Annotated in this window: 25 protein-coding genes; 15 read left to right on the top strand and 10 right to left on the bottom strand. The window is 60.6% G+C overall.

What is annotated here, in order from left to right; translation table 11 throughout:
* Window positions 1-8: 8 nt before the first annotated feature.
* Together NKH59_RS31145 and NKH59_RS31140 are read right to left on the bottom strand one after the other, a co-directional pair.
* Window positions 9-772, bottom strand: a protein-coding gene (locus tag NKH59_RS31145) for an IS5 family transposase (RefSeq protein WP_156937481.1) whose coding sequence is annotated in 2 segments (ribosomal slippage) — window positions 9-433 and window positions 433-772 — 765 coding nt in all. Because the reading frame shifts where the segments join, the coding sequence is not laid out codon by codon here.
* A gap of 376 nt (window positions 773-1,148) precedes the next feature.
* Window positions 1,149-1,367, bottom strand: a complete 219-nt coding sequence (locus NKH59_RS31140) for a KTSC domain-containing protein (RefSeq protein WP_023722567.1) — start codon at window positions 1,365-1,367, stop codon at window positions 1,149-1,151.
* A gap of 273 nt (window positions 1,368-1,640) precedes the next feature.
* On the opposite strand from NKH59_RS31140, the gene NKH59_RS31135 reads away from it, so the two are divergent.
* The 13 genes from NKH59_RS31135 (at window position 1,641) to NKH59_RS31070 (ending at window position 14,752) form a co-directional block, all read left to right on the top strand.
* The gene (locus NKH59_RS31135) at window positions 1,641-1,874 is read left to right on the top strand and encodes a hypothetical protein (protein WP_352637533.1); all 234 of its coding nucleotides are present in this window, start codon (window positions 1,641-1,643) and stop codon (window positions 1,872-1,874) included.
* A 973-nt stretch (window positions 1,875-2,847) separates the two neighbouring features.
* Window positions 2,848-4,875, top strand: a complete 2,028-nt coding sequence (locus tag NKH59_RS31125; RefSeq protein ID WP_352974102.1) for a conjugal transfer protein TraG — start codon at window positions 2,848-2,850, stop codon at window positions 4,873-4,875.
* A 120-nt stretch (window positions 4,876-4,995) separates the two neighbouring features.
* Window positions 4,996-5,409, top strand: coding sequence for a CopG family transcriptional regulator (locus NKH59_RS31120; RefSeq protein ID WP_352541492.1), 414 nt, complete (start codon window positions 4,996-4,998; stop codon window positions 5,407-5,409).
* On the top strand, window positions 5,406-6,374 hold the full coding sequence (gene trbB, locus NKH59_RS31115) for a P-type conjugative transfer ATPase TrbB (RefSeq protein ID WP_352637535.1): 969 nt from the start codon (window positions 5,406-5,408) through the stop codon (window positions 6,372-6,374). The genes NKH59_RS31120 and trbB overlap by 4 nt, the downstream gene beginning before the upstream one ends.
* An 11-nt stretch (window positions 6,375-6,385) precedes the next feature.
* Window positions 6,386-6,694: a TrbC/VirB2 family type IV secretion system protein gene (locus NKH59_RS31110; protein ID WP_352547795.1), complete on the top strand. Its 309-nt coding sequence runs from the start codon at window positions 6,386-6,388 to the stop codon at window positions 6,692-6,694.
* Window positions 6,694-6,966 carry a VirB3 family type IV secretion system protein gene (locus NKH59_RS31105; RefSeq protein WP_352571685.1) on the top strand — a complete coding sequence of 91 codons (273 nt, stop codon included), beginning with the start codon at window positions 6,694-6,696 and terminating at the stop codon, window positions 6,964-6,966. Before NKH59_RS31110 ends, NKH59_RS31105 begins: the two co-directional genes overlap by 1 nt.
* Entirely contained in the window at window positions 6,960-9,410 is a 2,451-nt protein-coding gene (gene trbE, locus NKH59_RS31100; RefSeq protein ID WP_353024071.1) for a conjugal transfer protein TrbE, read from the top strand. The genes NKH59_RS31105 and trbE overlap by 7 nt, the downstream gene beginning before the upstream one ends.
* A complete protein-coding gene (gene trbJ, locus NKH59_RS31095; RefSeq protein ID WP_352473678.1) occupies window positions 9,407-10,132 on the top strand; it encodes a P-type conjugative transfer protein TrbJ in 726 nt (241 codons plus the stop codon). The genes trbE and trbJ overlap by 4 nt, the downstream gene beginning before the upstream one ends.
* Before the next feature lie 35 nt (window positions 10,133-10,167).
* Complete coding sequence (gene trbL, locus NKH59_RS31090; RefSeq protein ID WP_353024069.1) at window positions 10,168-11,490, top strand: P-type conjugative transfer protein TrbL; 1,323 nt, start codon at window positions 10,168-10,170, stop codon at window positions 11,488-11,490.
* Window positions 11,491-12,222 (top strand): conjugal transfer protein TrbF, encoded by a 732-nt coding sequence (trbF, locus tag NKH59_RS31085; RefSeq protein WP_352567553.1) that lies wholly within the window; start codon window positions 11,491-11,493, stop codon window positions 12,220-12,222.
* On the top strand, window positions 12,212-13,240 hold the full coding sequence (gene trbG / locus NKH59_RS31080; protein ID WP_352567554.1) for a P-type conjugative transfer protein TrbG: 1,029 nt from the start codon (window positions 12,212-12,214) through the stop codon (window positions 13,238-13,240). Before trbF ends, trbG begins: the two co-directional genes overlap by 11 nt.
* A gap of 10 nt (window positions 13,241-13,250) precedes the next feature.
* On the top strand, window positions 13,251-14,468 hold the full coding sequence (locus tag NKH59_RS31075; RefSeq protein ID WP_352864849.1) for a TraB/TrbI/VirB10 family type IV secretion system protein: 1,218 nt from the start codon (window positions 13,251-13,253) through the stop codon (window positions 14,466-14,468).
* Between the two features lie 11 nt (window positions 14,469-14,479).
* Window positions 14,480-14,752: a DUF2274 domain-containing protein gene (locus tag NKH59_RS31070; RefSeq protein ID WP_352473672.1), complete on the top strand. Its 273-nt coding sequence runs from the start codon at window positions 14,480-14,482 to the stop codon at window positions 14,750-14,752.
* 408 nt (window positions 14,753-15,160) lie between these two features.
* On the opposite strand, the gene NKH59_RS31065 is transcribed toward NKH59_RS31070, so the two are convergent.
* From NKH59_RS31065 to NKH59_RS31055, 3 genes are all read right to left on the bottom strand, one after another.
* Window positions 15,161-15,571 (bottom strand): ubiquitination-like system serine protease family protein, encoded by a 411-nt coding sequence (locus NKH59_RS31065; protein ID WP_352467836.1) that lies wholly within the window; start codon window positions 15,569-15,571, stop codon window positions 15,161-15,163.
* A 122-nt stretch (window positions 15,572-15,693) separates the two neighbouring features.
* Entirely contained in the window at window positions 15,694-16,770 is a 1,077-nt protein-coding gene (locus NKH59_RS31060) for a DUF6791 domain-containing protein (protein WP_353024066.1), read from the bottom strand.
* A complete protein-coding gene (locus NKH59_RS31055) occupies window positions 16,730-17,182 on the bottom strand; it encodes a multiubiquitin domain-containing protein (RefSeq protein WP_353024065.1) in 453 nt (150 codons plus the stop codon). Before NKH59_RS31055 ends, NKH59_RS31060 begins: the two co-directional genes overlap by 41 nt.
* 182 nt (window positions 17,183-17,364) lie before the next feature.
* Between NKH59_RS31055 and NKH59_RS31050 the strand changes: the two genes are divergently transcribed.
* Complete coding sequence (locus tag NKH59_RS31050; RefSeq protein WP_352467833.1) at window positions 17,365-17,751, top strand: helix-turn-helix domain-containing protein; 387 nt, start codon at window positions 17,365-17,367, stop codon at window positions 17,749-17,751.
* Between the two features lie 115 nt (window positions 17,752-17,866).
* Window positions 17,867-18,604 (top strand): ImmA/IrrE family metallo-endopeptidase, encoded by a 738-nt coding sequence (locus NKH59_RS31045; RefSeq protein WP_352972455.1) that lies wholly within the window; start codon window positions 17,867-17,869, stop codon window positions 18,602-18,604.
* Window positions 18,605-18,973: 369 nt separating this feature from the next.
* Here NKH59_RS31045 and NKH59_RS31040 read toward each other — a convergent pair whose 3' ends face one another.
* The 5 genes from NKH59_RS31040 to NKH59_RS31020 form a co-directional block, all read right to left on the bottom strand.
* Complete coding sequence (locus tag NKH59_RS31040; protein WP_023680065.1) at window positions 18,974-20,176, bottom strand: PAN domain-containing protein; 1,203 nt, start codon at window positions 20,174-20,176, stop codon at window positions 18,974-18,976.
* A complete protein-coding gene (locus NKH59_RS31035; RefSeq protein ID WP_352474457.1) occupies window positions 20,160-21,746 on the bottom strand; it encodes a hypothetical protein in 1,587 nt (528 codons plus the stop codon). Before NKH59_RS31035 ends, NKH59_RS31040 begins: the two co-directional genes overlap by 17 nt.
* A 251-nt stretch (window positions 21,747-21,997) precedes the next feature.
* Window positions 21,998-22,696 (bottom strand): thermonuclease family protein, encoded by a 699-nt coding sequence (locus tag NKH59_RS31030; RefSeq protein WP_352467051.1) that lies wholly within the window; start codon window positions 22,694-22,696, stop codon window positions 21,998-22,000.
* A 123-nt stretch (window positions 22,697-22,819) separates the two neighbouring features.
* Entirely contained in the window at window positions 22,820-23,092 is a 273-nt protein-coding gene (locus tag NKH59_RS31025; RefSeq protein ID WP_352467052.1) for a hypothetical protein, read from the bottom strand.
* A 303-nt stretch (window positions 23,093-23,395) separates the two neighbouring features.
* A protein-coding gene (locus NKH59_RS31020; protein ID WP_156937481.1) for an IS5 family transposase occupies window positions 23,396-24,159 on the bottom strand; the annotation gives its coding sequence in 2 pieces (ribosomal slippage) (window positions 23,396-23,820 and window positions 23,820-24,159; 765 coding nt in all).
* Window positions 24,160-24,233 lie beyond the last annotated feature (74 nt).

The following is a 24,233-nucleotide window of genomic DNA, read 5'->3' as shown; positions in this document are numbered from 1 at the left end:
AGCTAGGGTCAGGACTCATTGATCCAGAAGATGAAGGCTGCAGCGAAGGCGATCGCCGACAGGAAGGTGTGAGCACATCGGTCGTATCTGGTGTGGATGCGTCGCCAGTCTTTGAGGCGTGCGAACATGTTCTCGATCCTGTGGCGTTGTCGGTATAGGACAGGATCGTAGCTGTGCTGAACACGATGCTTGGCATGGGGTGGGATGCATGGCGTGATACCGCGCTCGACGAGCGCCTGGCGGAAGGCCGCTGAACTGTAGGCCCGATCGGCGAGCAGGGATTTGGCGGCGGGCAAATCCTCGATCACTGCCGCAGCAGTCTTGTGATCATTGGCCTGCCCTTCGCTCAGATGCAGCAGCCGCGGACGTCCCTTGCCGTCACAGACCACTTGCAGCTTGGTGGTCAGTCCGCCTCGGCTGCGTCCGATACATCGGGATAGAGCCCCTTTTTAAGGAGGCTGGCGGCAGTGCGATGCGCTTTGAGATGGGTGGCATCGATCATCAGATTGTCCGTTTCGCCGCCCTGCGCGGCCAGTTCCGCCAGGATGCGGTTGAACACACCCAGCCGACTCCAGCGGATGAAGCGGTTGTAGATAGTCTTGTGCGGACCGTAGTCGGAAGGGACATCTCGCCAGCGAAGACCATTGCGGATCACGAACAGGATGCCGCTCAGCACCCGGCGGTCATCTACACGCGGCACACCATGCGACAAAGGAAAATAGGGCTCGATCCGGCGCATCTGCTCCGGCGTCAACATCAGCAAATCACTCAAGGCGGCACCTCCTGCCACCTTGAATCACCCAACAGAGATCAACTCAACAAATTAATGGGTCCTGACCCTAGTTGAGCTCCGGCGGCAGACCGACGTTGAGACCCTTCAGCGCGCCACCGACGTACGTTGGATGAGAAAAGGGTGCTGCGTGCACCGCGCCTTCCCCGCGCGCCGATGCTCCACCTGGACCGCAAAAAAGTCCCGCCGCACTGCCAGAACGGCGGGACCGATCAAACGCTTTGCACCAGGCGGGGGGATGCGGGGGGTTGGGCTTGCCAAGTGAGCGCGGACCGTAACCAACCCTAAGCGCAACAGCGGCAACGTCCACCAACCGCCGGTTGGAGCGACAGGACGATTGAGCCGCCGGCAGGTCAGGTCATCCCGGGTCGCTATCGCTCGCAACCAGACGGTAGCGGAAATTGTTGCGGATGTGGTCGTTGAAATAGCGGCCCTTGGCGAACGCGGCCCGGAACGCGGCAAAGGTTTCCGGCGGTACCCCCTCAAACTCGTACCGTTTACCGCTGGCGACGAACCACACCGAGAGGGTCCTTCTATCCAGATCATATTCCATCTTGCGGATCGAAGTAGATGGCATGAGCACCACAGGCCGAGGCCCGCGCCCTTGCGGGGAGCGCGGGCCGATCGGGATACCGATCTGCAGCAATACCTGGAGGGGAGGATTTGCTGCGTGCACCGAACTTTCGCGGCGGTCCCGTGTTCCCAATCGAGATACACAAAAAGCTAGCTGCACCTTTCGGCATCACGCGGACGTTGGATTTCTGAGAAAGCGCGAGCGTCAATACTAACTTCTGGTGATGGAATTTTCCCGTGAGATAGGCACGCTCCACGGCGAAAGGAGTGCCCCGCCATGACCGTCCTCGCCTACAACCTTGCCAATGACATCAAAGGATTATGGAGGGTCGTCTTCGTGCCGGACGAACTGCATTTGTATGTGGAATTCAGCCAGCCAGACGCCGACACAAACCCGGCTGATTGGATGAGCGTTGATGATTTCCTTGCATGGCGGCCGAAAGGCGCACTCCACGAGCGAGCGCGCGACAGCTTGGTTTCGCTCATTTGCAACGCGCTGACAGGGCGATGAGACACGGGAAACCCGCACCGAAATCGAGTGCGAGCGCCGCGAGTGGGCCTAGGGCCCCACAAGCCAGTGCGACCCCGCCGCCGGCAAACCGCGGCGGGCGAGTGCCTCGGGGACACGATGGTAGATTGCTAATGCGTTCGCGCGTGTGGCCTTAAGTCGCAAACTATTGGCTTCAGAAGCAGGGCGTAGGGCTTCATTGATGGTGCTACCAACACCATATGGTGACCCATAGCCCTCCAAAACGAGAGAAGCTCGTCCCGACGGGTCGCACTGCGGCCGTCAGCTGGTAATTGCTACGAACTAGGAAACCATCATGCCTGAAAATATCAGACCAACTTCGAGAGACGTCCCCCTCATTCAGCTAGGCCTCTATCAGTGCCGCTTCCCGGTGAGCGAAGACGCTTCTGTACCTGGCGGTTATCGTTTTTGTGCTGGGCCAACTTCGCCGGATCGCGTCTACTGCGATCACCACCACAACATTGTGACCGCCGTGGACCCTCGTCGAGCCCGTTCGGGTCTCCACCTCGCTCAACGACGCGCCGCGTAAGCCTGACTGGCGGCGGCCTCCCGGCCAGGCGCTATGCGCTCCAAGGCCTTGGCTACGACCTTGCCGTCGGCTCGGTCTGGCCCATCCTGCCTTATGCCGTCTTCGCCGATGTATCCCCCGTCGCCCGATTGAGAACGACGACTTCTCGCCGAGCCTTTCAGCTCGCTACTCGTACAAACGCGTCGGCTCCAAAGGTTTGTCTGTCAGCACATCTTCAATGTGCCCGCGCCTGAAGCCCCAACATCTTCTGCGACCAAACCGCGTACCTGGCACCGCCGATCGGTTGCTGCGGCGGATTTTCGCTGTTCGCAGCTGAACAATGCCTATCAACCTTGTCATCGCACCTAGTCGCACGTAGCGGCCGTTCGAATTCTCATCGCTCGGCGCGATGTTTGGTCCGTCTGGCCAGAAGAGCGGAGCAAGCCATTGACACCCACGAAGTTGCTGATTGGGCAGATCGCTGTCGTATTCGCAATTGTCATTCTTGGCGTGTGGACTGCAACCCAATGGTGCGCCCACATGCTCTCCTATCAGCCGCCACTCGGCGCGCCATGGTTTGTGACAGTCGGCTGGCCGATCTACCAGCCGTGGAAACTGTTCGAATGGTGGTTCCAATTTGACGCCTATGCGCCTGAAGTCTTCGACAAGGCTGGCATACTTGCCGGAGCCAGCGGGTTCCTGGGCTGTGCCGCCGCGATAGCTGGGTCCCTCTGGCGCGCACGGCAGCGGGGGTTGGTCACCACCTATGGGTCCTCACGATGGGCCATGAAGCTGGAAATCGAGAAGGCGGGGCTGTTTCAGCCGGCCGGCGTTTTCCTTGGCGGACTGAATTATCGCTATCTGCGCCATGACGGACCAGAACACGTCATGGCCTTTGCGCCGACACGTTCGGGCAAGGGCGTCGGACTCGTTGTTCCAACCCTTCTTTCCTGGACCGGCTCGGCCGTCATTCACGACATCAAAGGCGAGAACTGGCAGCTGACCTCTGGCTGGAGGTCGAAGTTCTCGCACTGTCTCTTGTTCAATCCGACCGATCCGAGATCGGCGCGGTACAACCCGCTGCTGGAAGTGCGCAAAGGTCCAGATGAGGTCCGCGACGTTCAGAACATCGCCGACATTCTCGTTGATCCGGAAGGCGCGCTGGAGCGGCGGAACCATTGGGAGAAGACCAGTCATTCACTCCTAGTTGGCGCCATCTTGCACGTGCTCTACGCCGAAGAGGAAAAGACACTCGCCCGTGTCGCCACCTTCCTGTCGGACCCGCAACGCTCATTCGCTGCGACACTGCAGCGGATGATGACCACAAACCACCTCGGCACGGTGGACAAGCCCCAGGTCCATCCGGTCGTGGCCTCGGCGGCTCGTGAGGTGCTGAACAAGTCAGAGAACGAGCGCTCAGGCGTTCTCTCGACCGCCATGTCGTTTCTCGGGCTCTATCGTGATCCAACGGTGGCTGCGGCAACATCGGCCTGCGACTGGCGCATTGCCGACCTTGTGGATGCCGAGCGACCGATGTCGCTGTATCTGGTCGTGCCGCCGTCGGATATCTCGCGCACTAAGCCCCTGGTGCGATTGGTGCTCAATCAAATCGGCCGGCGGCTGACCGAGCGCCTGGAGGGCGATCCAAAGAAGAGCCGCAAGCATCAGCTCCTGATGATGCTGGATGAATTTCCGGCGCTCGGTCGGCTCGACTTCTTCGAGACTGCGCTCGCCTTCATGGCAGGCTACGGCATCCGCGCTTATCTGATAGCGCAATCGTTGAACCAAATCTCCAAGGCCTATGGCGAGAACAACGCCATTCTCGACAATTGCCATGTGCGGATTGCCTTTTCCTCAAATGACGAGCGCACGGCCAAACGCATTTCGGACGCGCTCGGTACCGCGACGGAACTCAGATCGATGCGCAACTATGCCGGCCATCGGTTGGCGCCCTGGTTGTCCCACGTCATGGTAAGCCGCCAAGAGACTGCTCGCCCCCTGCTGACGCCGGGTGAGGTGATGCAGTTGCCGCAGGCTGACGAACTAATCCTGGTTTCGGGATTGCCGCCGATTCGCGCCAAGAAGTTGCGTTATTACCAGGATCCGAATTTCACGGAGCGAGTGCTGCCTTCGCCGGTGCTGCGCGACGGTGCCTACGCGGATCGGCCCACGTCGCGCCCGGACGATTGGAGCGGACAGGTGCGCGGCGTGGATCGGCGTCTTGCTGGCGACGGCGACAGTGCCGGCGCGGCAATCGAAGACGGAGGTGTCCAGCAGCAGCGCCATCCGGGCCTGCGCGAAGAACGGACCCTCGTCGTCCAGGAGCCTGATCAGGGCGATCTGTTCACGCCCGCAGACGATGACTGCGAGACGCTCGCCGACAAGCGCGTCATGGATCGGATTTCCACCGCCGCACGTGCGTACGGCCTCAACGAGGGAATGGGCGACGACAAGGACATCGTGCCCGGCTTCTGAACGGCGCGCCATACGCGGGCGCATCTCAGCGTAGATAACGGCCGTAAGCGATTTCGAGGATCTCGACGATGCTCGTTCCCGTCGCCGGTGCATCAGCGCCGGTCAGAGGGAACGAGCAGCATGAAGCCCCACCGCATTCGTCACCAGTTTTTGCTTGAACCCGAGTTGAGCGAGAAGCTGGAGAACCTCAGCCGCAATCCATCGACCACCAAATCGGCCATTGTGGCGCACGCGGTCGAGACCTTTATCGAGCGGCGTGGGGAGAATGAACTCGACCAGCGCTACGGCAAGAGGCTCGACCGTCTTTCCCGCGACCTCGGACATGTCAGGCGCGATGTCGAGATGATCCTGGAGAGCCTGGCGCTCTTCATCCGCTTTTCGATCACGCTTCATGCTCACACGCCGGTGCCGGACAGGGCCACGCAAGCGATTGCCCAGGAGCGCTTCGACAAATTCGTCGAACAGGTCGGCCGCCAAATCGCTTCCGGGAAACGGTCACTTGGCACCGACGATCGCAGGGGAGGGGAAGGATGAGTTCTCATCCGGAAGCCGACCATCGCCGTCGCGTCATGCTGCGCACCGCCATGGGTCCGGCGATCACCGAAGCCCTTGCCGATCCGACCGTCATTGAGGTGATGGTCAATCCCGACGGTGCGCTGCGGCTCGACCGGTTGGGTGAAGGCCGGGTCGACACCGGCGTGCACATGCATCCTTCTGAGGCCGAACGCATCATCCGCCTGGTCGCCTCCCACGTGCGCGCCGAGGCGCATGCTGACAATCCGATTGTCAGCGCCGAATTGCCATCGGGCGAGCGCTTCGAGGGTCTGCTGCCGCCTGTCGTGCTGGGGCCATGCTTCGCCATCCGAAAGCCTGCGGCGAAACTCTACACGTTGGCCGACTATGTCGCCGACCGGGTCATGCTGCCGCTGCAGGCCGATGCGCTGAAGAAGGCGGTCCGCGAGCGGCGCAACATCCTGGTCGCCGGCGGCACGTCGTCGGGCAAGACAACACTTGCCAATGCGCTGCTGGCACAAGCCGCCAATTGCGACGAGCGGGTGATCCTGATCGAGGACACGCGCGAACTGCAATGCGCGGCGAAGGATTGCGTTGCCTTGAGGACGAGGCGGGGGTCGGTCACGCTCGCCGATCTCGTGCGCTCGACCCTGCGGCTCAGACCCGACCGCATCATCGTGGGCGAAGTCAGGGGCGCGGAAGCCCTGGACATGCTGAAAGCATGGAACACCGGGCATCCCGGCGGCATCGCGACGGTTCACGCCAATTCGGCGCGCTCCGCTCTCTACCGTATCGAGCAGCTCGCCCAGGAAGCCGTCGTCACCGTTCCCCGCCGCCTCATCGCTGATGCGGTAGATCTGATCGTCTTCATCGCTGGGCGCGGATCCTCGCGCCGCATTGACGCGATCGCTGAGGTCACCGGTCTCGACAGCAGCGGTGATTACGCCGTCACCCCGCTCACGCTTCCGCAACTCCAGCAGTTTTGAAAGGTCACCTCATGCTCAAGAAGCTTCGCTTCCTTTCGTCCACCGCGCTCGCGTTTCTTCTCACCCTCCCGGCCCACGCAGCGGGCTCCGGCATGCCTTGGGAACAGCCGCTGCAGCAGATCCTTGAGTCGGTGCAGGGACCGGTCGCCAAGATCGTCGCGGTGATCATCATCATCACCACCGGCCTGACCCTTGCTTTCGGTGACACGGCAGGCGGTTTTCGCCGGCTGATCCAGATTGTCTTCGGCCTGTCGATCGCCTTCGCGGCATCGAGCTTCTTTCTCTCCTTCTTCTCCTTCGGCGGCGGGGCACTCGTCTGATGGCCACCGGAGAGCAGCATGTCGAGGGTTTCGAAGTCCCCGTTCACAGGGCATTGACTGAGCCGATCCTGCTGGGCGGCGCGCCGCGAGCGGTGGCGATCCTCAACGGCACGGTGGCCGCGGCAATAGGCCTTGGCCTGCAGCAGTGGATCGCCGGACTGGCGCTCTGGATCGCCGGCCACACCCTCGCGGTCTTTGCCGCTCGCCGCGATCCGGACTTCGCCAGCGTGCTTGTCCGTCATCTTCGCCTGAAGGGGTGGCTTGCATGCTGAACCTTTCGGAGTATCGCGGCAAAGCCGATCGGCTTGCCGACCATCTGCCCTGGGCCGCTTTGGTCGCGCCCGGCATCGTGCTCAATAAAGACAGTAGCTTCCAGCGAACCTTCCGGTTCCGTGGCCCCGACCTCGAAAGCGCGACCGAAGCCGAGTTGGTTGGCATCTGCGCACGAGCCAACAATGCGCTACGAAGGTTGGGCTCCGGATGGGGGTTGTTTTTCGAGGCCGAGCGCGTGGAAGCGCTGGGCTATCCGAGCTCGGCTTTTCCCGATGCTGCCTCATGGCTGGTCGATGAGGAACGGCGCGCGGCCTTCGAGGGCAAGGTCGCGCACTTCGAGAGTCGCTATCATCTGACCTTGGTCTTCATGCCGGCGCCAGATGGCCAGGCGCGGGCGGAAAGCGCACTGGTCGACTCGCATCACTCGGGAGGGGCTAGAGACTGGCGCCAGGAGCTGGCGTGGTTTCGCGGCGAGACCGACCGCGTCCTGGATTTGCTGTCCGGCTTCATGCCGGAAGTGCGCGCCCTCGATGATGCCGAGACGCTAACCTATCTGCACGGCACAATCTCGACCTACCGCCATCCGGTCGCCATGCCGGAAACGCCAATGTATCTCGACGGTGTTCTGGTTGACGCGCCGCTTACCGGCGGCCTGGAGCCGATGCTGGGTGAGCAGCATCTGTGCACCCTCACCATCCTTGGTTTCCCGAACGTCACCCGGCCAGGGATCCTCGACGCGCTCAACCATCAGGATTTCGCCTATCGCTGGATGACGCGCTTCATCCCGCTCGACAAGACGGAAGCCACCAAGACGATGTCACGGTTGCGCCGTCAGTGGTTTGCCAAGCGCAAATCGGTCGCCGCCATCCTGCGCGAGGTCGTGACCAACGAACCCGTCCCTCTCGTCGATAGTGACGCCGACAACAAGGCCCTCGATGCCGACGAAGCACTTCAGGTGTTGGGCGGCGATCATGTCGGCTTCGGCTATCTCACCACAACGGTGACGGTATGGGACCAGGACCGGCAGGCCGCCGCGGAAAAGCTCCGAGCGGTTGAGCGCATAGTCAATGGGCTCGGCTTCACCACAATCCGTGAAAGCATCAATGCGGTCGAGGCGTGGCTCGGCTCATTGCCCGGTCATGTCTACGCTAACGTTCGCCAGCCGCTCGTTCACACGCTGAATCTTGCCCATGTCATGCCGCTGTCGTCGGCGTGGGCCGGTCCGGTGGATAACGAGCATCTCGCCAACGTGACTGGGACCGAATCCCCGCCGCTTCTCTTCGCAGAGACCAACGGGTCGACACCGTTTCGGCTTTCCACCAACGTCGGCGATGTCGGCCACATGCTGGTCGTTGGGCCGACCGGTGCCGGCAAGTCGGTTCTGCTCGCGCTAGTCGCTCTGCAGTTTCGACGCTATGCCGGGGCGCAGGTCTATGTCTTCGACAAGGGCAATTCGGCTCGTGCGGCAACACTGGCCATGGGCGGAGAACACCACGCGCTGGGCGCGGATGGTGCGCTTGCCTTCCAGCCACTGAGCAATATCGGCGACCAGGCTACTCGCAGCTGGGCGGCGGAATGGATCGCCGGCCTCGTTGCCCATGAGAATGTCAGCGTTACGCCGGAGGTAAAGGAGGCGATCTGGTCGGCACTCATCAGCCTTGCGACTGCGCCGGTGCAGGAACGCACGCTGACGGGCCTGTCGGTTCTGCTTCAGTCCAATGGGCTCAAGGCCGCGTTGATGCCCTACACGCTCGACGGTCCCTTCGGCCGGCTGCTCGATGCCGATGAAGATCGGCTGGCTTTGTCGGATGTGCAGTGTTTCGAGACCGAAGAGCTGATGCACAGCCAAGGCGCTGTGCTCCCGGTGCTCACCTATCTGTTCCATCGTCTCGAGGAGCGGTTCGACGGACGGCCGACGCTGCTGATGCTCGACGAGGCGTGGGTCTATCTCGACAACCCTCTCTTTGCCGCCCGCATCCGCGAATGGCTGAAGGTGCTGCGAAAGAAGAACGTCTCCGTCATTTTCGCCACGCAGTCACTTGCAGACATCGCTGCCTCGTCGATCGCGCCGGCAATCATCGAGAGCTGCCCACAGCGCATTTTTCTTCCCAATGACCGTGCCGTGGAACCGCAGGTGCGGGCAGCCTATGAGTGCTTCGGCCTGAACGAGCGGCAAATCGAATTGGTCGCCCGTGCCACACCGAAGCGCGAGTATTATCTGCAGTCGCGCCGCGGCAACCGCCTCTTCGAGCTCGGGCTCGGCCCGATCGCTCTTGCGCTCTGCGGCGCCTCTGATCCGGCCACGCAGACCCTAATCGACAAGGTGCTGTCAGAGCACGGACAGGAGGGCTTTGCCGCCCGGTTTCTGATTGCGCGCGGCCTCGATTGGGCTGCCGAGCTTCTCCAGCAATTCCCTCAACCAGACAAGGAGCAATCGTCATGATGCGGCGCCGCCTTCTCACCAGCCTGATCACCGTTTCCCTGATCGCAAAACCAATGGCCGACTACGTCCAGCCGGCCCACGCCCTGATCGTGTTCGATCCGTCGAATTATGCGCAGAACGTGCTGACAGCGGCACGTTCCCTGGAGCAGATAAACAACCAGATCCAGTCGCTTCAGAACCAGGCGACGATGCTGCAGAACATGGCGCGGCACCTTCAGCGCCTGGATTTTTCTTCCGTGGGCCAGCTCACAGGTTCGCTCCAACGGATCGACGGCCTGATGACCCAGGCCAGCGGCCTGAGCTTCGATCTCGACAAGCTTCAGAACCAGTGGCGTGTGCAATATCCGGAAAGCTACGACGCCACAATCGAGGTCAACGATGTGGCGAGCGCCGCGCGCGAGCGCTGGCAAAACGCCATGCAGGCGTTCCGCCAAACCATGAGCGCGCAGTCGCAGATCGTGGAGAACGTGCGGGCCGACGGCGACCTGCTTACCGATCTCGTCAACCGCAGTCAGGGCGCGGCAGGTGCCCTTGAGGCAAGCCAGGCCACCAATCAGCTGATCGCGCTTTCGACCAAGCAGCAGATGCAGATCCAGACGCTGCTCGCGACCCAGTTCCGGGCTGAAGCCGAAGATGCTGCCCGCAAGGCGCAGTCCGAGGAAGCCGCCCGCGAGACGACGAAGCGTTTCCTGGGCACCGGTACGGCCTATCCCGGCAACTGATCAGCAGTCTTCAAGACAACGAGGAAGACGGCGACATGAATGACCTCGGCGTCATCGATCGCTTTATGCAGACCTTCATCAGCTATATCGACAGCGGGTTCGGTCTGCTTTCGGGCGACGTCGCCTTTCTCACTACCATCCTGATCGGCATTGACATCGCGCTGGCGGGCCTGGTCTGGGCGTTCGGCGGCGAACCCAATATTCTCGGTCGGCTCGTCCGAAAGGTGCTCTATGTCGGCGCCTTCGCATTCATCCTGAACAATTTCAGAAGCCTTGCCGACATCATCTACCGCTCCTTTGCCGGGCTCGGCATCAACGCTTCGTCCGGCAATTTGTCCGCCGACAGTCTCCTGCGGCCAGGCCGCATTGCCGCGGCCGGCTTCGAGGGCGCCTGGCCGCTGCTCAATCAAGCGAGCCAGCTAGTCGGCTTCCCCGAGATCTTTGGCAACGCGCTGACCATCTTCGTGCTGCTTCTCGCCTGGTTCCTGGTCCTCATCGCCTTCTTCATCCTTTCCATCCAGCTTTTCATCACCATCCTGGAGTTCAAACTCACCACATTGGCCGGCTTTGTTCTGGTGCCCTTCGCGCTCTGGAACCGCTCGGCGTTTCTGGCCGAGCGCGTGCTCGGCAATGTGATCTCGTCGGGCATTAAGGTGATGGTGCTTGCCGTCATCGTCGGCATCGGCTCCACGCTCTTCGGCGAGTTCGCTTCCGCCCTGCAAGGCAAGGAGCCGGACTTGGCCGCGGCCATGTCACAGGTACTGGGCGCGTTGGCGCTGCTTGGGCTCGGCATTTTCGGACCGGGAATTGCCTCGGGTCTTGTTTCCGGCGCGCCGCAGCTTGGCGCGGGAGCCGCACTCGGAACCACCGCGGCGGCCGCCGGATCAACGCTCGTTGCCGGAGGTGCGGCGCTTGCCGGCGCGCGCATGGCAACCGGCGGCGGTCTCGCCGCCGTTCGAGCCGGCACGGCCATGGGATCGGCTGCTTCCACAGCTTGGCAGATGAGGCGTGCAACATCGCCCGAGTCCGGCCTCTCCGGCGTAGCTGCTGGACTGCAGGGCGTTGCCGGCGCAGCTGGCGGCGCCGCGATTCGGGGAATGCGATCTGCAACAGAACCATTCCGGCGCAGCGCCGATGCCGGCCGCGATGCCGCCTGGACCGCGACGGGCGGCACGCCGACCGCATCAATGACCGGAAACCCTGCCGCGTCAGGTGCCAATGCCGCGCCGGCGTGGGCGAGGCGCTTGCGTTCCGAACAGACCGCGCGCGCCCATCGCCACGCCGCCACGCAGGCCGTCCGCGATGGCGATCGGGGTGGAAGCGGCGCCAACCCCTCTCTCAACGATAAGGAAGACTAGATGCTCTTCAAGCGACCTGTTCAGCGTTACGGGAAGACGCCCCACCCCGTCACACCATACCAGAAGGCCGCCCAACTTTGGGACGAGCGCATCGGCACTGCGCGCGTGCAGGCAAGGAACTGGCGCCTGATCGCCTTTGGCTGCCTCGCTCTGGCCATCGGGCTCTCTGGTGGACTCTTGTGGCAGTCGATGCAGGGCCGCGTCGTGCCCTATGTCGTCGAGGTCGACCGCTTCGGTGAGACACGGGCTGTCGCGCCGGCAATCCAAACCTACGAGCCCGACGATGCCCAGATTGCCTGGCATCTCGGCCGCTTCATCCAGAATGTCCGCTCCGTCTCCACCGATGCGGTGTTGGTGCGGCAGAATTGGCTCTCGGCCTACGACTTTGCCACCGACCGTGCAGCCCTCTTTCTCAACGAGTACGCTAAGGCCAATGATCCGTTCGGCAAGATCGGCACGCGCAGCGTCTCGGTGCAGGTGACGAGCGTGGTTCGAGCGTCCGAGAGCTCCTTTCAAGTCAAATGGACCGAGCAGGTCTTTGAGCGCGGCAGCCTCGCCAGCACAACGCGTTGGACCGGGATCCTCACCATTGTGATCCGGCCGCCGAACAATACCGATCAGCTGCGCAAAAACCCGCTCGGCGTCTTCATCAATGCCATCGACTGGTCGCGCGAGCTCGACAGTGCCGCGCAGACTTCCGTTCCCCCAAAGGAGTCCGCCAATGATAAATAGACTCTCGTCGCTCCGCACTGCGCTGGTCCTGTCGACGTCGGCTGCGGTCATCTCCGCCTGTGCCTCGAAGCCGGTGCCGCCACCTCAGATTTCCTATGATGCTGCCAAGTTCCAACCGGCGGCAATCGAGAAGGCGCCGGAGAAGCCCGTCAAGGTCGTGGAAGTGCCGACACCGCTGCCGCTGCCCGGCCAGTTGCAGCCCGAGCCGGGCAAGGCTGCTGAAGACAGGCGCTCGCCTGAAGAACGTGTCGCCGATGCCAACAAGGCGGCGACGCAGCAACCCACCAAATATGGCTATGTGAATGCGGTGCAGGTTTACCCTTTTGCCGAAGGCGCGCTCTACCAGCTCTATGCCGCACCGGAGCGCGTCAGCGATATCGCTCTGCAGTCAGGCGAGAAACTCCAATCCGTGTCGGCCGGCGACACAGTGCGCTGGGTAATTGGCGACACCGTCAGTGGCTCCGGCGATGACCAGCGCACCCATGTGCTGGTGAAGCCCTTCGCGCCAGGACTTGCCACCAATCTGGTGATCACCACGGACCGGCGAAGCTATCACCTGCAGCTTCAAAGCACGGATAAGACCGCCATGGCGGCCATCTCCTGGACTTACAGCGAGGACCAGATCATCGCGCTACGCCGGCGCAATGCGCAGGCCGACGCCGCTATGCCAGTGGCGTCGAATGTGGCTCTCGAAAATATTCGCTTCCGCTATTCGATTACCGGCGACATGCCGCCCTGGAGGCCGACGCGCGCGTTCGATGATGGCAGCAAGGTCTACATCGAGTTTCCGCGCCGCATCGATCAGGGCGAGGCCCCGCCGCTCTTCATCGTCGGTGCTGACGGGGACAACCAGCTCGTCAACTACCGCGTACGGGGCAACTATTACATCGTCGATCGCCTCTTCGCCGCGGCCGAACTGCGCCTCGGCGCCAAGCAGCAGCAGGTGGTGCGCATCACGAGGACCGACGGCAGGCAAGCGCCGCGGCGGATATTGCTCTTTTCGCGTTCCAGCAGGTGAGGGACGGCCCATGACGGATACTTCCCGCTCCGATGCTCCACCGAAACTCGATCCAGAACAGCTGCAGCTGCGGGCCTCGCCTCGCCGCGCTGTGCGCTTCAAGCGCGGCATTATTGTCGCCATTGCTGCTGTTGGTTCCGGGACCGTTCTAGCCGTCACCATGATGGCGCTGCAAGGACCGGCACTGCGCATCAAAGAGCAGGCTGAAGAGCTTTACAACACCGAGCGGAAGCCAACCGCGGAGGCAATTGAAAGGCTGCCTAAGGACTATTCCGGGATCAAGCCCAAGCCTCCGGTGCTTGGACCACCGCTGCCCGGCGACCTCGGCCGCCCCATCCTTGAGCACCAACGCCAGCTGGGCATCGCGCCGGGCCAGGAGGTTTCGGCGGAGGAGCAGCGCCTTGCACAGCAGGCGATCGAGGCGCGCGAATCGCAAGTCTTCTTCCGGATCGAAAATCGACCCCGGCAAGCGGATGCCGCCGGCAACGGGCAGGGCGGGCGTCCACCCTTTGATGGAACGGCTCCACAATCCGATGCCGCACGCGATTCAGCTTCCGTTGCACCGGCCGAGGGCGACCAAAACAATCAACAGCGCAAGCTCGATTTTGTCAGCCAGCGGAACACAAGTGGAATCTACAATCTGCATGCACTGCAGACGCCGGCTTCGCCGTATCAGCTGATGGCCGGCAGCGTCATCGCAGCGAGCCTGATCACTGGCATCAATTCCGACTTACCCGGCCTCGTCGTCGCACAGGTCACCGAGAATGTGCACGACACAGTCACCGGCAGCACCTTGCTCATTCCGCAAGGCTCTCGCCTGATTGGCACCTATGACAGCGTTGTTGCCTTTGGACAAAGGCGCGCGCTGCTGGTCTGGCAACGGATACTGCTGCCCGACGGCTCTTCGATCGAAATCGACAATCTGCCGGCGACGGACACCGCCGGCTATGCCGGGCTTGAGGACAAGGTGGATTTCCACACCTGGCAGCTGATGAAAGGCGTTGCGCTGGCCACGTTGCTAGGGGTCGGCACCGAGCTGAGCCTCGGGGAAGACGAAAGCGACCTGGTCAAAGCAATCCGCGAATCCGCTCAGCAGAACGTCAGTCAAGCTGGCCAGCGCATCACCGAGAAGAACCTCAATATTCAGCCCACGATCACCGTCCGCCCTGGTTGGCCACTGCGCGTCATCGTGCACAAGGATCTTGTGCTACGGCCGTACCCGAATTGACTGGAGTCATCATGACCAATCTGAAACTCGGCAAACTTCCGGATCGGACACCTTCGAAGATCACCATAAGCGTAAGTGCAGACCTGAACCAAGCACTGAAGGACTATGCGGCGCTTTATCGTCAGACCTATGGCGAGTCCGAATCGGTAGCGGAACTGATCCCGTTCATGCTGGCGGAGTTCCTGGAGAGCGATCGAGCGTTTGCCAAGGCCAGAAAGGAAGGGCTCCCTGTCGTCGACAAGTCAGAGAAATCGCGGCGGAAGGCAATTTCAGGGTCCGAATAAGTCACAGCGACCAGTGAGTCCGAGGGGGCACCTTTCTAGGCGGGCGAATGCATTCAAGCAACTTGCCGGCGGCAAGCCGAAACATAGGGCACAAAAGACGAGCTGATCTGCCCCGAACCAATGCCGGCTCTGCGCCTTTGACGGCCGTAAAGGTCCACTTCACAGCTTCTTAAAAGCAGACATCGCTGGCGATGCCTTCGAAGTCGACCATGCCCACTTCCGGACGTTGGCTTCTTGTTGGAAGCGGGCATTGGTTGGCAGGGCCAGAACTGCCGCTTGCGGCCCGTCGCGCTTGCCTTCATCAACCACAGATCGAGGCATTTGCGCCTCATGGCGTGCTCGCTTTGTCTGTCGCCTACTGACACCAACAAAACAGGCAGGCCGGGATCAGCCTGCCTGTTACGAGGGCTACTGCGGCGGCCCAAAGGAAGTGAACCGGGTCCAGACACGGCCCAGCGCAGACAGCACACGCTTCAGGAAGGACAGACGCGCGGGGTCGCCGTGCGCGTGGCGTTCGATCTGCTTGCGCATCACCGCTTGCGACGTGGCTGGATCGAAGGCGCGCAGCCACTCAACCTCGCCGACCGTAATGAAGTAATGCGAATTGCAGGGTGCATCGCAGACGGCAATCGAAGGGCGCACCGTCGCCATACCGCCTTGTTCAGTGACCTGGTGGCTGTCGGGCACCAGCAACGAAACACGATGACCACAGCCGCAAGCGCACAGCAGGGCCCCGATCTCGAACTCCTCGCTGTGATAGACGACGCCCGGCACCAAAGGCTTGGGCATGCGCTCGACCGCTTCATAGCGAAATCTCATCTAGACTCCCCCCGCCCGGTCCATTTCGAAGGTTACGGTATCGAAGATTATCGAGGTCGCATCACTCTCCCGGTCCAGCAACCCGAAATGCTGCTTGAACCGGATCACGGCCATGTTGGCATTCAGCGCATTGAAGCGGGGATCTGCGCCTGCTTGCGATATTCGTCAGCCTTCGCGTTTTCGACCGGCAGACGCACCGTACCCCGATTGTTGTCGAAGGCGGCACGGTCGGTGCCCGTAATGCGCACGAAGCCGCTGAGCCCGACGGCCGAGCGGTTCAGGCCCATGCCGCAATCGACAAAGGGAATGTTGTTCGCACTCAGCCAGTCCACGATCAACAGGCGCGCCGGCCCCTCATCAACCGAGACGAAGACGAAATCGAACTCGCGGAGGCGAATAACATTGTCGGCCGTGATGCGTTCGGCGACCGGCACAATGCCCGCATGCCATTGATCATAGTGCATGGCAAGCGCCTCGACTTTCAGCTTGCCGATGGCGCCGGGGATAAAGCCCGGCCATCTGAAGATCGTGTGGAGATGGACCTTGTCATCATCGAACAGCGCAATCTGCTCAAGATGCGTACGAGCCACTGAATCGAGAATGAAGGAGCCAGTTCCGCCAAGGCCGACGATGGCGACCTTCTTGCCGCGCATGAGCGCTGAGAGATCATTGAGGTGATAGCGCGCGGACATGGTGTCGGGAAAGCGCAGCGGCGAACCCTGCGCGGCCGCCTTGACGGCGATCCCACGTAGGGGTGTAGCCTGAGGATAAGCATTGACCGCCGGCGTCGTGATCGTATCGATGTATGTCTGTACCTTTTCCTCGAACGACTGGTACGCGCGCAGCGCGCCCTGCTCATCCATCAACTTGTAAGAGAAGGAGCAGCTCATGACGAGATCAGGCGTCACCTCAACGGGATTGGGACCGCCGCCAAGCCTGAGCTCGCGTCCCTGCTGGTCGTGGGGTCGGCTGCCGCGCCACCAGGCTTGGTGATCGGCGGGGGGGCCGATGACCGGGCCGGTCAGACCAAGTGGGCAGGCCCAATCGCCGTGCTGCAAGCCGGCCTCGCTGTCGAGGTAGGGCAGACCGTATATAACGAAATAACCGCCCACGAAGTCGATCAGGTATCCCGTCTCGTCCAGATCACGAAGGAAGGGGTTATGATTCACCAGTTCCGGCAACTCGAAAGCGCATTCCATCCTTCACCTTCACCTTCTGACCCGGTGCGAGCGTGCCGCTCGGGTTCTCGACCGGACCGTGGGAGTATTTGACGAGATATTCGTTCGAGGGCTTTCCGCCCTGCCCGAGATAGAGATCGACCACGCGGGCGTAAGTGATCTGTTTGGTGTCGATCTCGTGGTCATCGCCATTAACCAGAATGTCGAAGACCTTCTGGCTGTAGAAATGCTGATCCTGCGTCAGATGGATCGGCGTGTCATCGCGCGGAATGCGCTCATCTTCCTCGTCGCCCGCGACCTCGCGGTAGAGCCTCTCGTGCTGCTTAATGTCGGCCAGCGCATAGAGCGCTTCACCGGTCGTTGGGTTGGGCGAATTGATCGCCACTCGATTGATGTGGATGCGCACGATGTGCGACGAAGCAATGTCCAGCATGACTTATATCCTTTCCCGCCTCTGGCGGCGCTTGCGTTTCGCCCCGACCGGTGGCATTTTGGTGTCCGGCCAGACAACAGAAGGGGTTCGAAAAAAGCCCTGGTCTAATTCACATCAGATCAGAGCCTGTTGTCCACACAGACAACAAATAGCGATTGAAAAAAATTTGTCAAGGAGGGCGAATGCCGGAAACAGCACTGGGTGTGTGGTTGAAAGGCCTAAGGGAAGAAAGAAAGCTGAGCCTAAGGGATCTCGGCCAGCGCAGCGAGGTCGATCACGCCTACATTCACCGGCTTGAAACGGGCGTAAAGGAAGCCCCATCCGAAGACGTTTTGGACAAGCTAGCGACTGCGCTGTCAGCCTCAAAGCGCGATCGCGAAGTTCTGCGCCACCTCGCGCGCCAGGAGAACGTTAATCCGAATATCTTGGAATTTGTCCGTCAGGATCAGAGTATCAGCGCCGAGGAGCTGCAGATGCTTTCCACCGTTGTGAATCGCGGCACGCGCGCGGATTACGCGACCTCGCTCGCGCGCATCAGGCGCATGATGATGGAAGACGATGATGGATGAGTTGTCAGTCGTTTCATCTGCACGGGCGTTTATCAGCAAATGCGGGCCGCTTGCGCAGCCGGTCTCAGTCGATATCTATGCGGCAGCAATCGACGGCACGATCAAAAAGGAAGCCTTGAACGACGGCGAAGATGGCTGGTCGTTCAAGACGCCCAAGGGCAAATACAAGATCTGCGTGAACTGCAATCAGAACAACAGGCGTCAGAGGTTTACCGTCTGCCACGAGGTTGCCCACGCGGTTTTAGACATCGCCCCCGATCATAGCCAGCCAAGCTGGAGTCTCAGCAAGCGGCCCCAAGGCGAGATTTTCTGCGACATTTTCGCCGCCGAGCTACTCCTACCATACAAGCTCTTCAAGCCGCAGGTTGACATGTCGGAAATGGGCATGGCGGCCGTCGGCACGCTGGCCGATGATTTCGATGCCTCGCTTCTTGCCGCCGGCTCGCGTTTCGCAACCTTCTCGAAAAATCTCTGCGCGTTCGTCGTCTCCGAAGGCGGCAAGGTTCGCTACAGCGCCCGCTCGGCAAGTCTACGTCAGGCAAAGGGCTGGGTCAGGCCCGGGGCGCTCCTGCCCGAGGGTTCCTACAGCGCACGAGCACGAGCGGGCGAGAAGCCATCAGGGCCTGAAGAAGCGGAGGCCGATGAGTGGTTCGAAGACTGGGACCGCGATGGCGGCCTATTCGAAGACGTCTTGCATGTTGGTCAATGGGATCAGACCATGACGCTGCTGTGGTACGAAGAGGACGACGCCCCGCCCGCGCGTCTCGAGCGCAAGCAATGGGAGGAACAGACCTACGGCCTGCGTGAGCTTGACGGCAATCTGCCCTGGCCGGGCGGCAGGAAGCGGCGATAGGTGGAGACCTGAGTTTGCTAGGCCAGCGGATCGATCGCCCAATATGCAGACCTTTTCAGCGTCCGGGCAGGATCATTCCCAGACTTTTTGCGCTCCCAATCGAGCGGCCGATATCTTTCTTTCGAGAGAAAAAGCGGTCCGTCGGGTCACGGCCCCATTTTGACATTCAGTCAGACGGTCCCGCAATGCGCCGACGACAATTCTTTCTCTGAGATGCCTCAGTTGGCTCCACTTTGCATTCTGCTGGAGCTTCGTCGAAGAACATTCCTGCCGCTAACCCAAAGGTTATCGTGGAATTTTGCTAGCCACTTTCTTTGACAAGCGGCTTGGTTTCAATCGCTCCTTGAGGATAGGTTCTTCGCTTCAACTTTAGTTGGCGACGCTCTTGATGCCAGATGCGACCGCTGCGTTATCAGCGGATTGGGTTATGCTGTTGAAAAGGACACACGCACTTTCTTTTTTGCGGAAATTGAACCCTAAGCAGGATTTGTCGTTTGCACATTGCAGTATGCAGTCTGGATATCGGAGCGGAGAGGTCCAATAGGCGTTGCCAGAAATTTCCGTTTTTGTGGCGAACACCAAATTCGAGTAGCGCAAATTGCTCTCGACCACTTTTTTTGCGGCCATGATCGACTCTTCGCTTTTGACCAGTAGCGATGCGTCCCCTTTCATGAAACAAGCTCGAAATTTTGTGTTATAAGTAACCGCTAGACACCTGAAGTCGGTGTCGCAGGCGGTTTGACACTGCTCAGAACTCACGTTCCTAATTGGCATATCCGGCAGGTCGTTTCCGATCGCGTCCCACCCGGACACGACAACAAATCCACTATCTGGATCGACCTCTGTCGCAGGAGTTTCTGCGGGGACAGTTGCGGCCTGCTCTCGTGACGAGTCAGGAATGATGTCTGAAGACGCAAATGTGCGACCATCCAGCCACGCGCATCTTGTTGCAAGATCGACGGCGGATGAATCATTAAGGCCGACCAACTGAAGCGTCTGAGCAGCAGCGCCAGGCCCGGCTGGTGGCGCTGTCGGTGCAGAACGAGCTGCCAATGATACATTTACGTCTACGCCGTTCACACTCCGCCGAGAGTAACACCACGCTCGGTCCCAGGTTTGGTCGTTCTCATCCTTGAAGTGGTGACCTGTGATTAACTCCCAAGTGGTGCCTTGGAACTCGACGTTCTTGGTGGCGAACTTGTTGAAGTCGACGGTCACCACGTCAGGCTTGGTAGGGACGTCAGCCTGGGGCGCCTGCTCCTGAGTTGGCTTTGGAGTTGGAACAGGAATAGGCGGCTCATCTTTTGGGGAGGTGAGATCGCTTGGCTGCTCTATGGTCGGCAAAGCCGCCGGCTCCGGCAAGGTTTTGTCCCATAGACCAAGATTGATGCCCAGCCCAATCCCGACCGCCGCCACTGCAATGGCTCCGCCAGTCGCCATTCGGCGAAAGGCGGTCGCTCGGGCTGTCTTCTCTTGGGCCGCGGCTTGAGCCTGCAAGGTTGGAATCGCTGACCTTTTGACGGCGAGATCGACGGCTTGCTCAAGCAGGGTGGTATTATGCCGGACGAGCACTTTTGCGACCCTTCATTGATACCGTCACGAGGTCTGAGACCTCAGGCGGCAAATCCTGGTCGAGGGCCTTGCGAAGGACTTCGGGATCATCGGTGAAGAGCGGAACATAGAGGATCTCTTTGACCACCTTTTCCACAGGCACCTCAACCCGCTTCTCAACCTCTTTCTCGACCATAACTTCGACTGGTACCTTAATCGTTCGAATTCGGCGCCACCGCCAACTCAGAAGCATTCTGCGGAGCAGCCTGGAAGTCTTGCTGTCTGAATTGTCCTCTTCTCGGGCGGCAATGCGCTGGAGCGCTAGAGCGACCATTGCCGTAATTGGTCCCGCGAGCGCGGCGATGAGCGCGAGCGAGCCGAACCAAATCACAGAGATTATTCCGGCCTGTGCCTCAGTCACCAGTTCAGGTTTGCTGCCGTACCACCGTGAGGCAATACGGCGGACCTGATCTGTCCGCGCCATTGGGATCCGCTCCTTGGCCAAGGCGCTGAGGGCTTTGGCAATCTGGTCCTGTCTGACCTGGTTTTGCGCCGAGGTGTTTGCCTTGTTGGCTTCTGCCGCCTGGGCATCTGCGAGCCGTTTGCCCGCTTCATCCAATCGACGCTGCCAAGCCGCGGCATCACTATCGCGCGTTTGCTCCAGAGACGAACGCCTATCGACAAGCTTCTGCCTCTGGTCAGTAGTCATAGGAGGGCTATTTGCCCGCAAACGATCGAAATTTTCGCGCAGCGCAGCAATCTCTTGATCGAGCGGCTCAATCCGAGTGTCGAACTTGGTGATAATTTTCGTGCGGGGGTTGGCAAGTTTAGCCACTTCCGATTCTAGCCTGCGTGCCGAGTCGCTGTCGCCTGAATCGCGCGCCATCTTGATACGTTCAACAAAGCTGTCGCGTTGGCGCTCAAACTGATCGACAGCGTCTTTAACTTCGCGATCACGCTGTTGAATCAGCGCCGATCGAACAGCATTTTTCTCATCCACTTGATCGCGAACACGCGAGGCCTCTGGAGTAAGGGCTGTCGTTCCCTCCAATTCCGCATTGGCCTCGGCAATTTGCGACTGAGAGGTCGCACGCGATTTTTCTGCAAGAGAGGTCAGCTGCTCAATTTCGGAACGGGCTTGATCGACCTGATCGGCTCTTCGACCAAGTTCGTCAGCAGAGGCGAGCTTTGTCGCTTCCTGCTCAAGGGCATCAATCTTGTTTACGAGCTCCTCATAACGCAGCTGACGCAATGCGCCTGCCCTCTCCATCCCCATAAAGACAGTTTCGAAAGTGATGCCTGCAAGAACCAGGAGGAAGACCAAGATTATGGGCTTCCAGAGCCAAGACGCGCTGAAAAGCAGTGTAGCTATCGGTATCTTGGTGAGCTCCGCGATTGCCACCATGAGAAAGGGTGCACTGGCGAGCGTCAAATCCATTGCAGTGACAGACTCGCTTGCAGAAAACGCTTGTACGCCTAATGCTACACCTGTCGTAAGACCAATCGCTGCGGCCGCAATCTCTAGGGCCCAGGCACCACGGTAGGTCCACTGGCCATAGCTTGCCAGCTTTTGACTCATCACAGTCTGCATTTTACTCGCCCCCCCGACAGGGCAACATCACGCCTTGATCGCCTGCCAGCATACATTTAACGGTTTTGAAAGTCTTAGTTAAGGCGTCTCTTCTCTCTATTGTCGCAATAACTTTTTCTGCCCTTCAGATATAGAATACCTCGTCAAAAAAATGGGGTTAGCAGACCGCGTCGCCCATGCATGGTTTTCGTTGGATCGGTGTAAGCGGAAAGCCGAACAGGCCGTAGCGCGCTTACTCCGTTACATTTCAGCTAGCAGAGTGTTTCGCATGCGATCCCATCCTTGTCGCGATCGAGTTTTCCGCCCCATGAGCAGTTTTGCAGGTACCAGTTGGCTTCGTCGCAGGAACCGATCTGCTTGCACGTTCTCCGCGGCTCGCAAGAATAGCCGCTCTGCGCGACCAGCTTACGGCTGATGATGCCCAGCGGGCGACTCGACGGCGCCGCGCCGTCGGCGTGCGCAGCGCGCCATTCCCAGGGTGCCTGAAACGTCCCGGCCCACAGGCCGATCTTTGAGGCTTGGGCTTGCGCCTGCTGCCCCCCATAGGCGCCCTGGCTGTAGTGAGGCCAATCCAGCGCCTGGCCGTGCTTGACCATCCAGGCGGCCACGCCCGCGCCGTCGGCGCGCCGACAATCGCCGACAAAGCGGTGGTAGCGGTCCCACGTCACGAATGTGCATTCGAGCGGCCTCGACGCGGCCAGGAAAGTGTCCAGCGCTTCGGCCGATCGCCGGCCGCAAGGATACTCGGCGCCATTCGCATCGCGGCACAGCTGCCGGCCCTCTGGCGCGTCGATGCCGTTGAAGCGGACGCGCTGGCCGTGGATTTCGATCGTATCGCCGTCAATGACGGAAGCGACACCGGTAAGCGAGGCGGGCGCCGCCCTTTGTGGGCTGGCCTTTGATGCATCGTCGCTACGTTGCGCGCCCGACGGCGCCAGGAAGGCGGCCACCGCCGCCGCTGCCGTAAGACCGAGCATTGCCGGCACGCTCGCAAGTTGGCGCCGCCACAGCTTGGCACCGGTGGGTCTCTGCCACCGATTGGATCGATATTTGCGGTATGGCCTGCTCATCCGCTACGCCGACCAGCCCGGCCATGCGCTGTCGACCATGGGCAGGCCGGCGCAATAGTAATCGTCAACGAACCGCCCGGTGGACCGGTCGCGGCAGCGCCAGATAACGCTGTAGTTCTGGCCATAGAATTGGTCCCACGCGACGCCATAGGTTTGTGGTGGCGGTGGCCGGTAATATGTTCCGCCTCCATAGCCGTTGTTGGCAGCGACACCCACAGCTGCGCCGCCGACAGCCGCGATCGCTATGCCTGTCGCGACAGCATTGTCGGTTTGCACAAGCCTGGTGCACCTCTCTGCTGTTGCGCCCCTGCGCACTAGAAGGGCCGCTACCCTGCTACGATACTGTTCGTCCGTGCTGCTGGCGAGAACGTGACATAGCGCAACGGTATTCATTGCCGTGAGATCGCTGTCCGACACGACAGCGGTCGTAGAGCAGCCGCTGACGCACAGGGCTGCACTTGCGATGAGTGCTCCAATTTTCATGTGAATCCCCCAAACAAATATTGGGGCGAGTCCGACCTAGAAGTCCAGAGTTTTGTTTTTCACTTTGCTACGATTCACAGCATGCTGCGGCTAGGGTCAGGACTCATTGATCCAGAAGATGAAGGCTGCAGCGAAGGCGATCGCCGACAGGAAGGTGTGAGCACATCGGTCGTATCTGGTGTGGATGCGTCGCCAGTCTTTGAGGCGTGCGAACATGTTCTCGATCCTGTGGCGTTGTCGGTATAGGACAGGATCGTAGCTGTGCTGAACACGATGCTTGGCATGGGGTGGGATGCATGGCGTGATACCGCGCTCGACGAGCGCCTGGCGGAAGGCCGCTGAACTGTAGGCCCGATCGGCGAGCAGGGATTTGGCGGCGGGCAAATCCTCGATCACTGCCGCAGCAGTCTTGTGATCATTGGCCTGCCCTTCGCTCAGATGCAGCAGCCGCGGACGTCCCTTGCCGTCACAGACCACTTGCAGCTTGGTGGTCAGTCCGCCTCGGCTGCGTCCGATACATCGGGATAGAGCCCCTTTTTAAGGAGGCTGGCGGCAGTGCGATGCGCTTTGAGATGGGTGGCATCGATCATCAGATTGTCCGTTTCGCCGCCCTGCGCGGCCAGTTCCGCCAGGATGCGGTTGAACACACCCAGCCGACTCCAGCGGATGAAGCGGTTGTAGATAGTCTTGTGCGGACCGTAGTCGGAAGGGACATCTCGCCAGCGAAGACCATTGCGGATCACGAACAGGATGCCGCTCAGCACCCGGCGGTCATCTACACGCGGCACACCATGCGACAAAGGAAAATAGGGCTCGATCCGGCGCATCTGCTCCGGCGTCAACATCAGCAAATCACTCAAGGCGGCACCTCCTGCCACCTTGAATCACCCAACAGAGATCAACTCAACAAATTAATGGGTCCTGACCCTAGCTG

The sequence above is a fragment of the Mesorhizobium sp. M0998 genome, from assembly GCF_040318885.1.
Classification (GTDB): Bacteria; Pseudomonadota; Alphaproteobacteria; order Rhizobiales; family Rhizobiaceae; genus Mesorhizobium.
This window is presented reverse-complemented; position numbering and strand designations above follow the sequence as displayed.

Coding starts and splice junctions, on each gene's coding strand:
- NKH59_RS31075 (WP_352864849.1), top strand. CDS start 13,251: ATGACGGATACTTCCCGCTCCGATGCTCCACCGAAACTCGATCCAGAA.
- trbF (WP_352567553.1), top strand. CDS start 11,491: ATGCTCTTCAAGCGACCTGTTCAGCGTTACGGGAAGACGCCCCACCCC.
- NKH59_RS31035 (WP_352474457.1), bottom strand. CDS start 21,746: ATGCAGACTGTGATGAGTCAAAAGCTGGCAAGCTATGGCCAGTGGACC.
- NKH59_RS31120 (WP_352541492.1), top strand. CDS start 4,996: ATGAAGCCCCACCGCATTCGTCACCAGTTTTTGCTTGAACCCGAGTTG.
- NKH59_RS31065 (WP_352467836.1), bottom strand. CDS start 15,571: ATGAGATTTCGCTATGAAGCGGTCGAGCGCATGCCCAAGCCTTTGGTG.
- NKH59_RS31050 (WP_352467833.1), top strand. CDS start 17,365: ATGCCGGAAACAGCACTGGGTGTGTGGTTGAAAGGCCTAAGGGAAGAA.
- NKH59_RS31060 (WP_353024066.1), bottom strand. CDS start 16,770: ATGGAATGCGCTTTCGAGTTGCCGGAACTGGTGAATCATAACCCCTTC.
- trbG (WP_352567554.1), top strand. CDS start 12,212: ATGATAAATAGACTCTCGTCGCTCCGCACTGCGCTGGTCCTGTCGACG.
- NKH59_RS31140 (WP_023722567.1), bottom strand. CDS start 1,367: ATGCCATCTACTTCGATCCGCAAGATGGAATATGATCTGGATAGAAGG.
- trbL (WP_353024069.1), top strand. CDS start 10,168: ATGAATGACCTCGGCGTCATCGATCGCTTTATGCAGACCTTCATCAGC.
- trbB (WP_352637535.1), top strand. CDS start 5,406: ATGAGTTCTCATCCGGAAGCCGACCATCGCCGTCGCGTCATGCTGCGC.
- NKH59_RS31070 (WP_352473672.1), top strand. CDS start 14,480: ATGACCAATCTGAAACTCGGCAAACTTCCGGATCGGACACCTTCGAAG.
- trbE (WP_353024071.1), top strand. CDS start 6,960: ATGCTGAACCTTTCGGAGTATCGCGGCAAAGCCGATCGGCTTGCCGAC.
- NKH59_RS31055 (WP_353024065.1), bottom strand. CDS start 17,182: ATGCTGGACATTGCTTCGTCGCACATCGTGCGCATCCACATCAATCGA.
- NKH59_RS31110 (WP_352547795.1), top strand. CDS start 6,386: ATGCTCAAGAAGCTTCGCTTCCTTTCGTCCACCGCGCTCGCGTTTCTT.
- trbJ (WP_352473678.1), top strand. CDS start 9,407: ATGATGCGGCGCCGCCTTCTCACCAGCCTGATCACCGTTTCCCTGATC.
- NKH59_RS31105 (WP_352571685.1), top strand. CDS start 6,694: ATGGCCACCGGAGAGCAGCATGTCGAGGGTTTCGAAGTCCCCGTTCAC.
- NKH59_RS31135 (WP_352637533.1), top strand. CDS start 1,641: ATGACCGTCCTCGCCTACAACCTTGCCAATGACATCAAAGGATTATGG.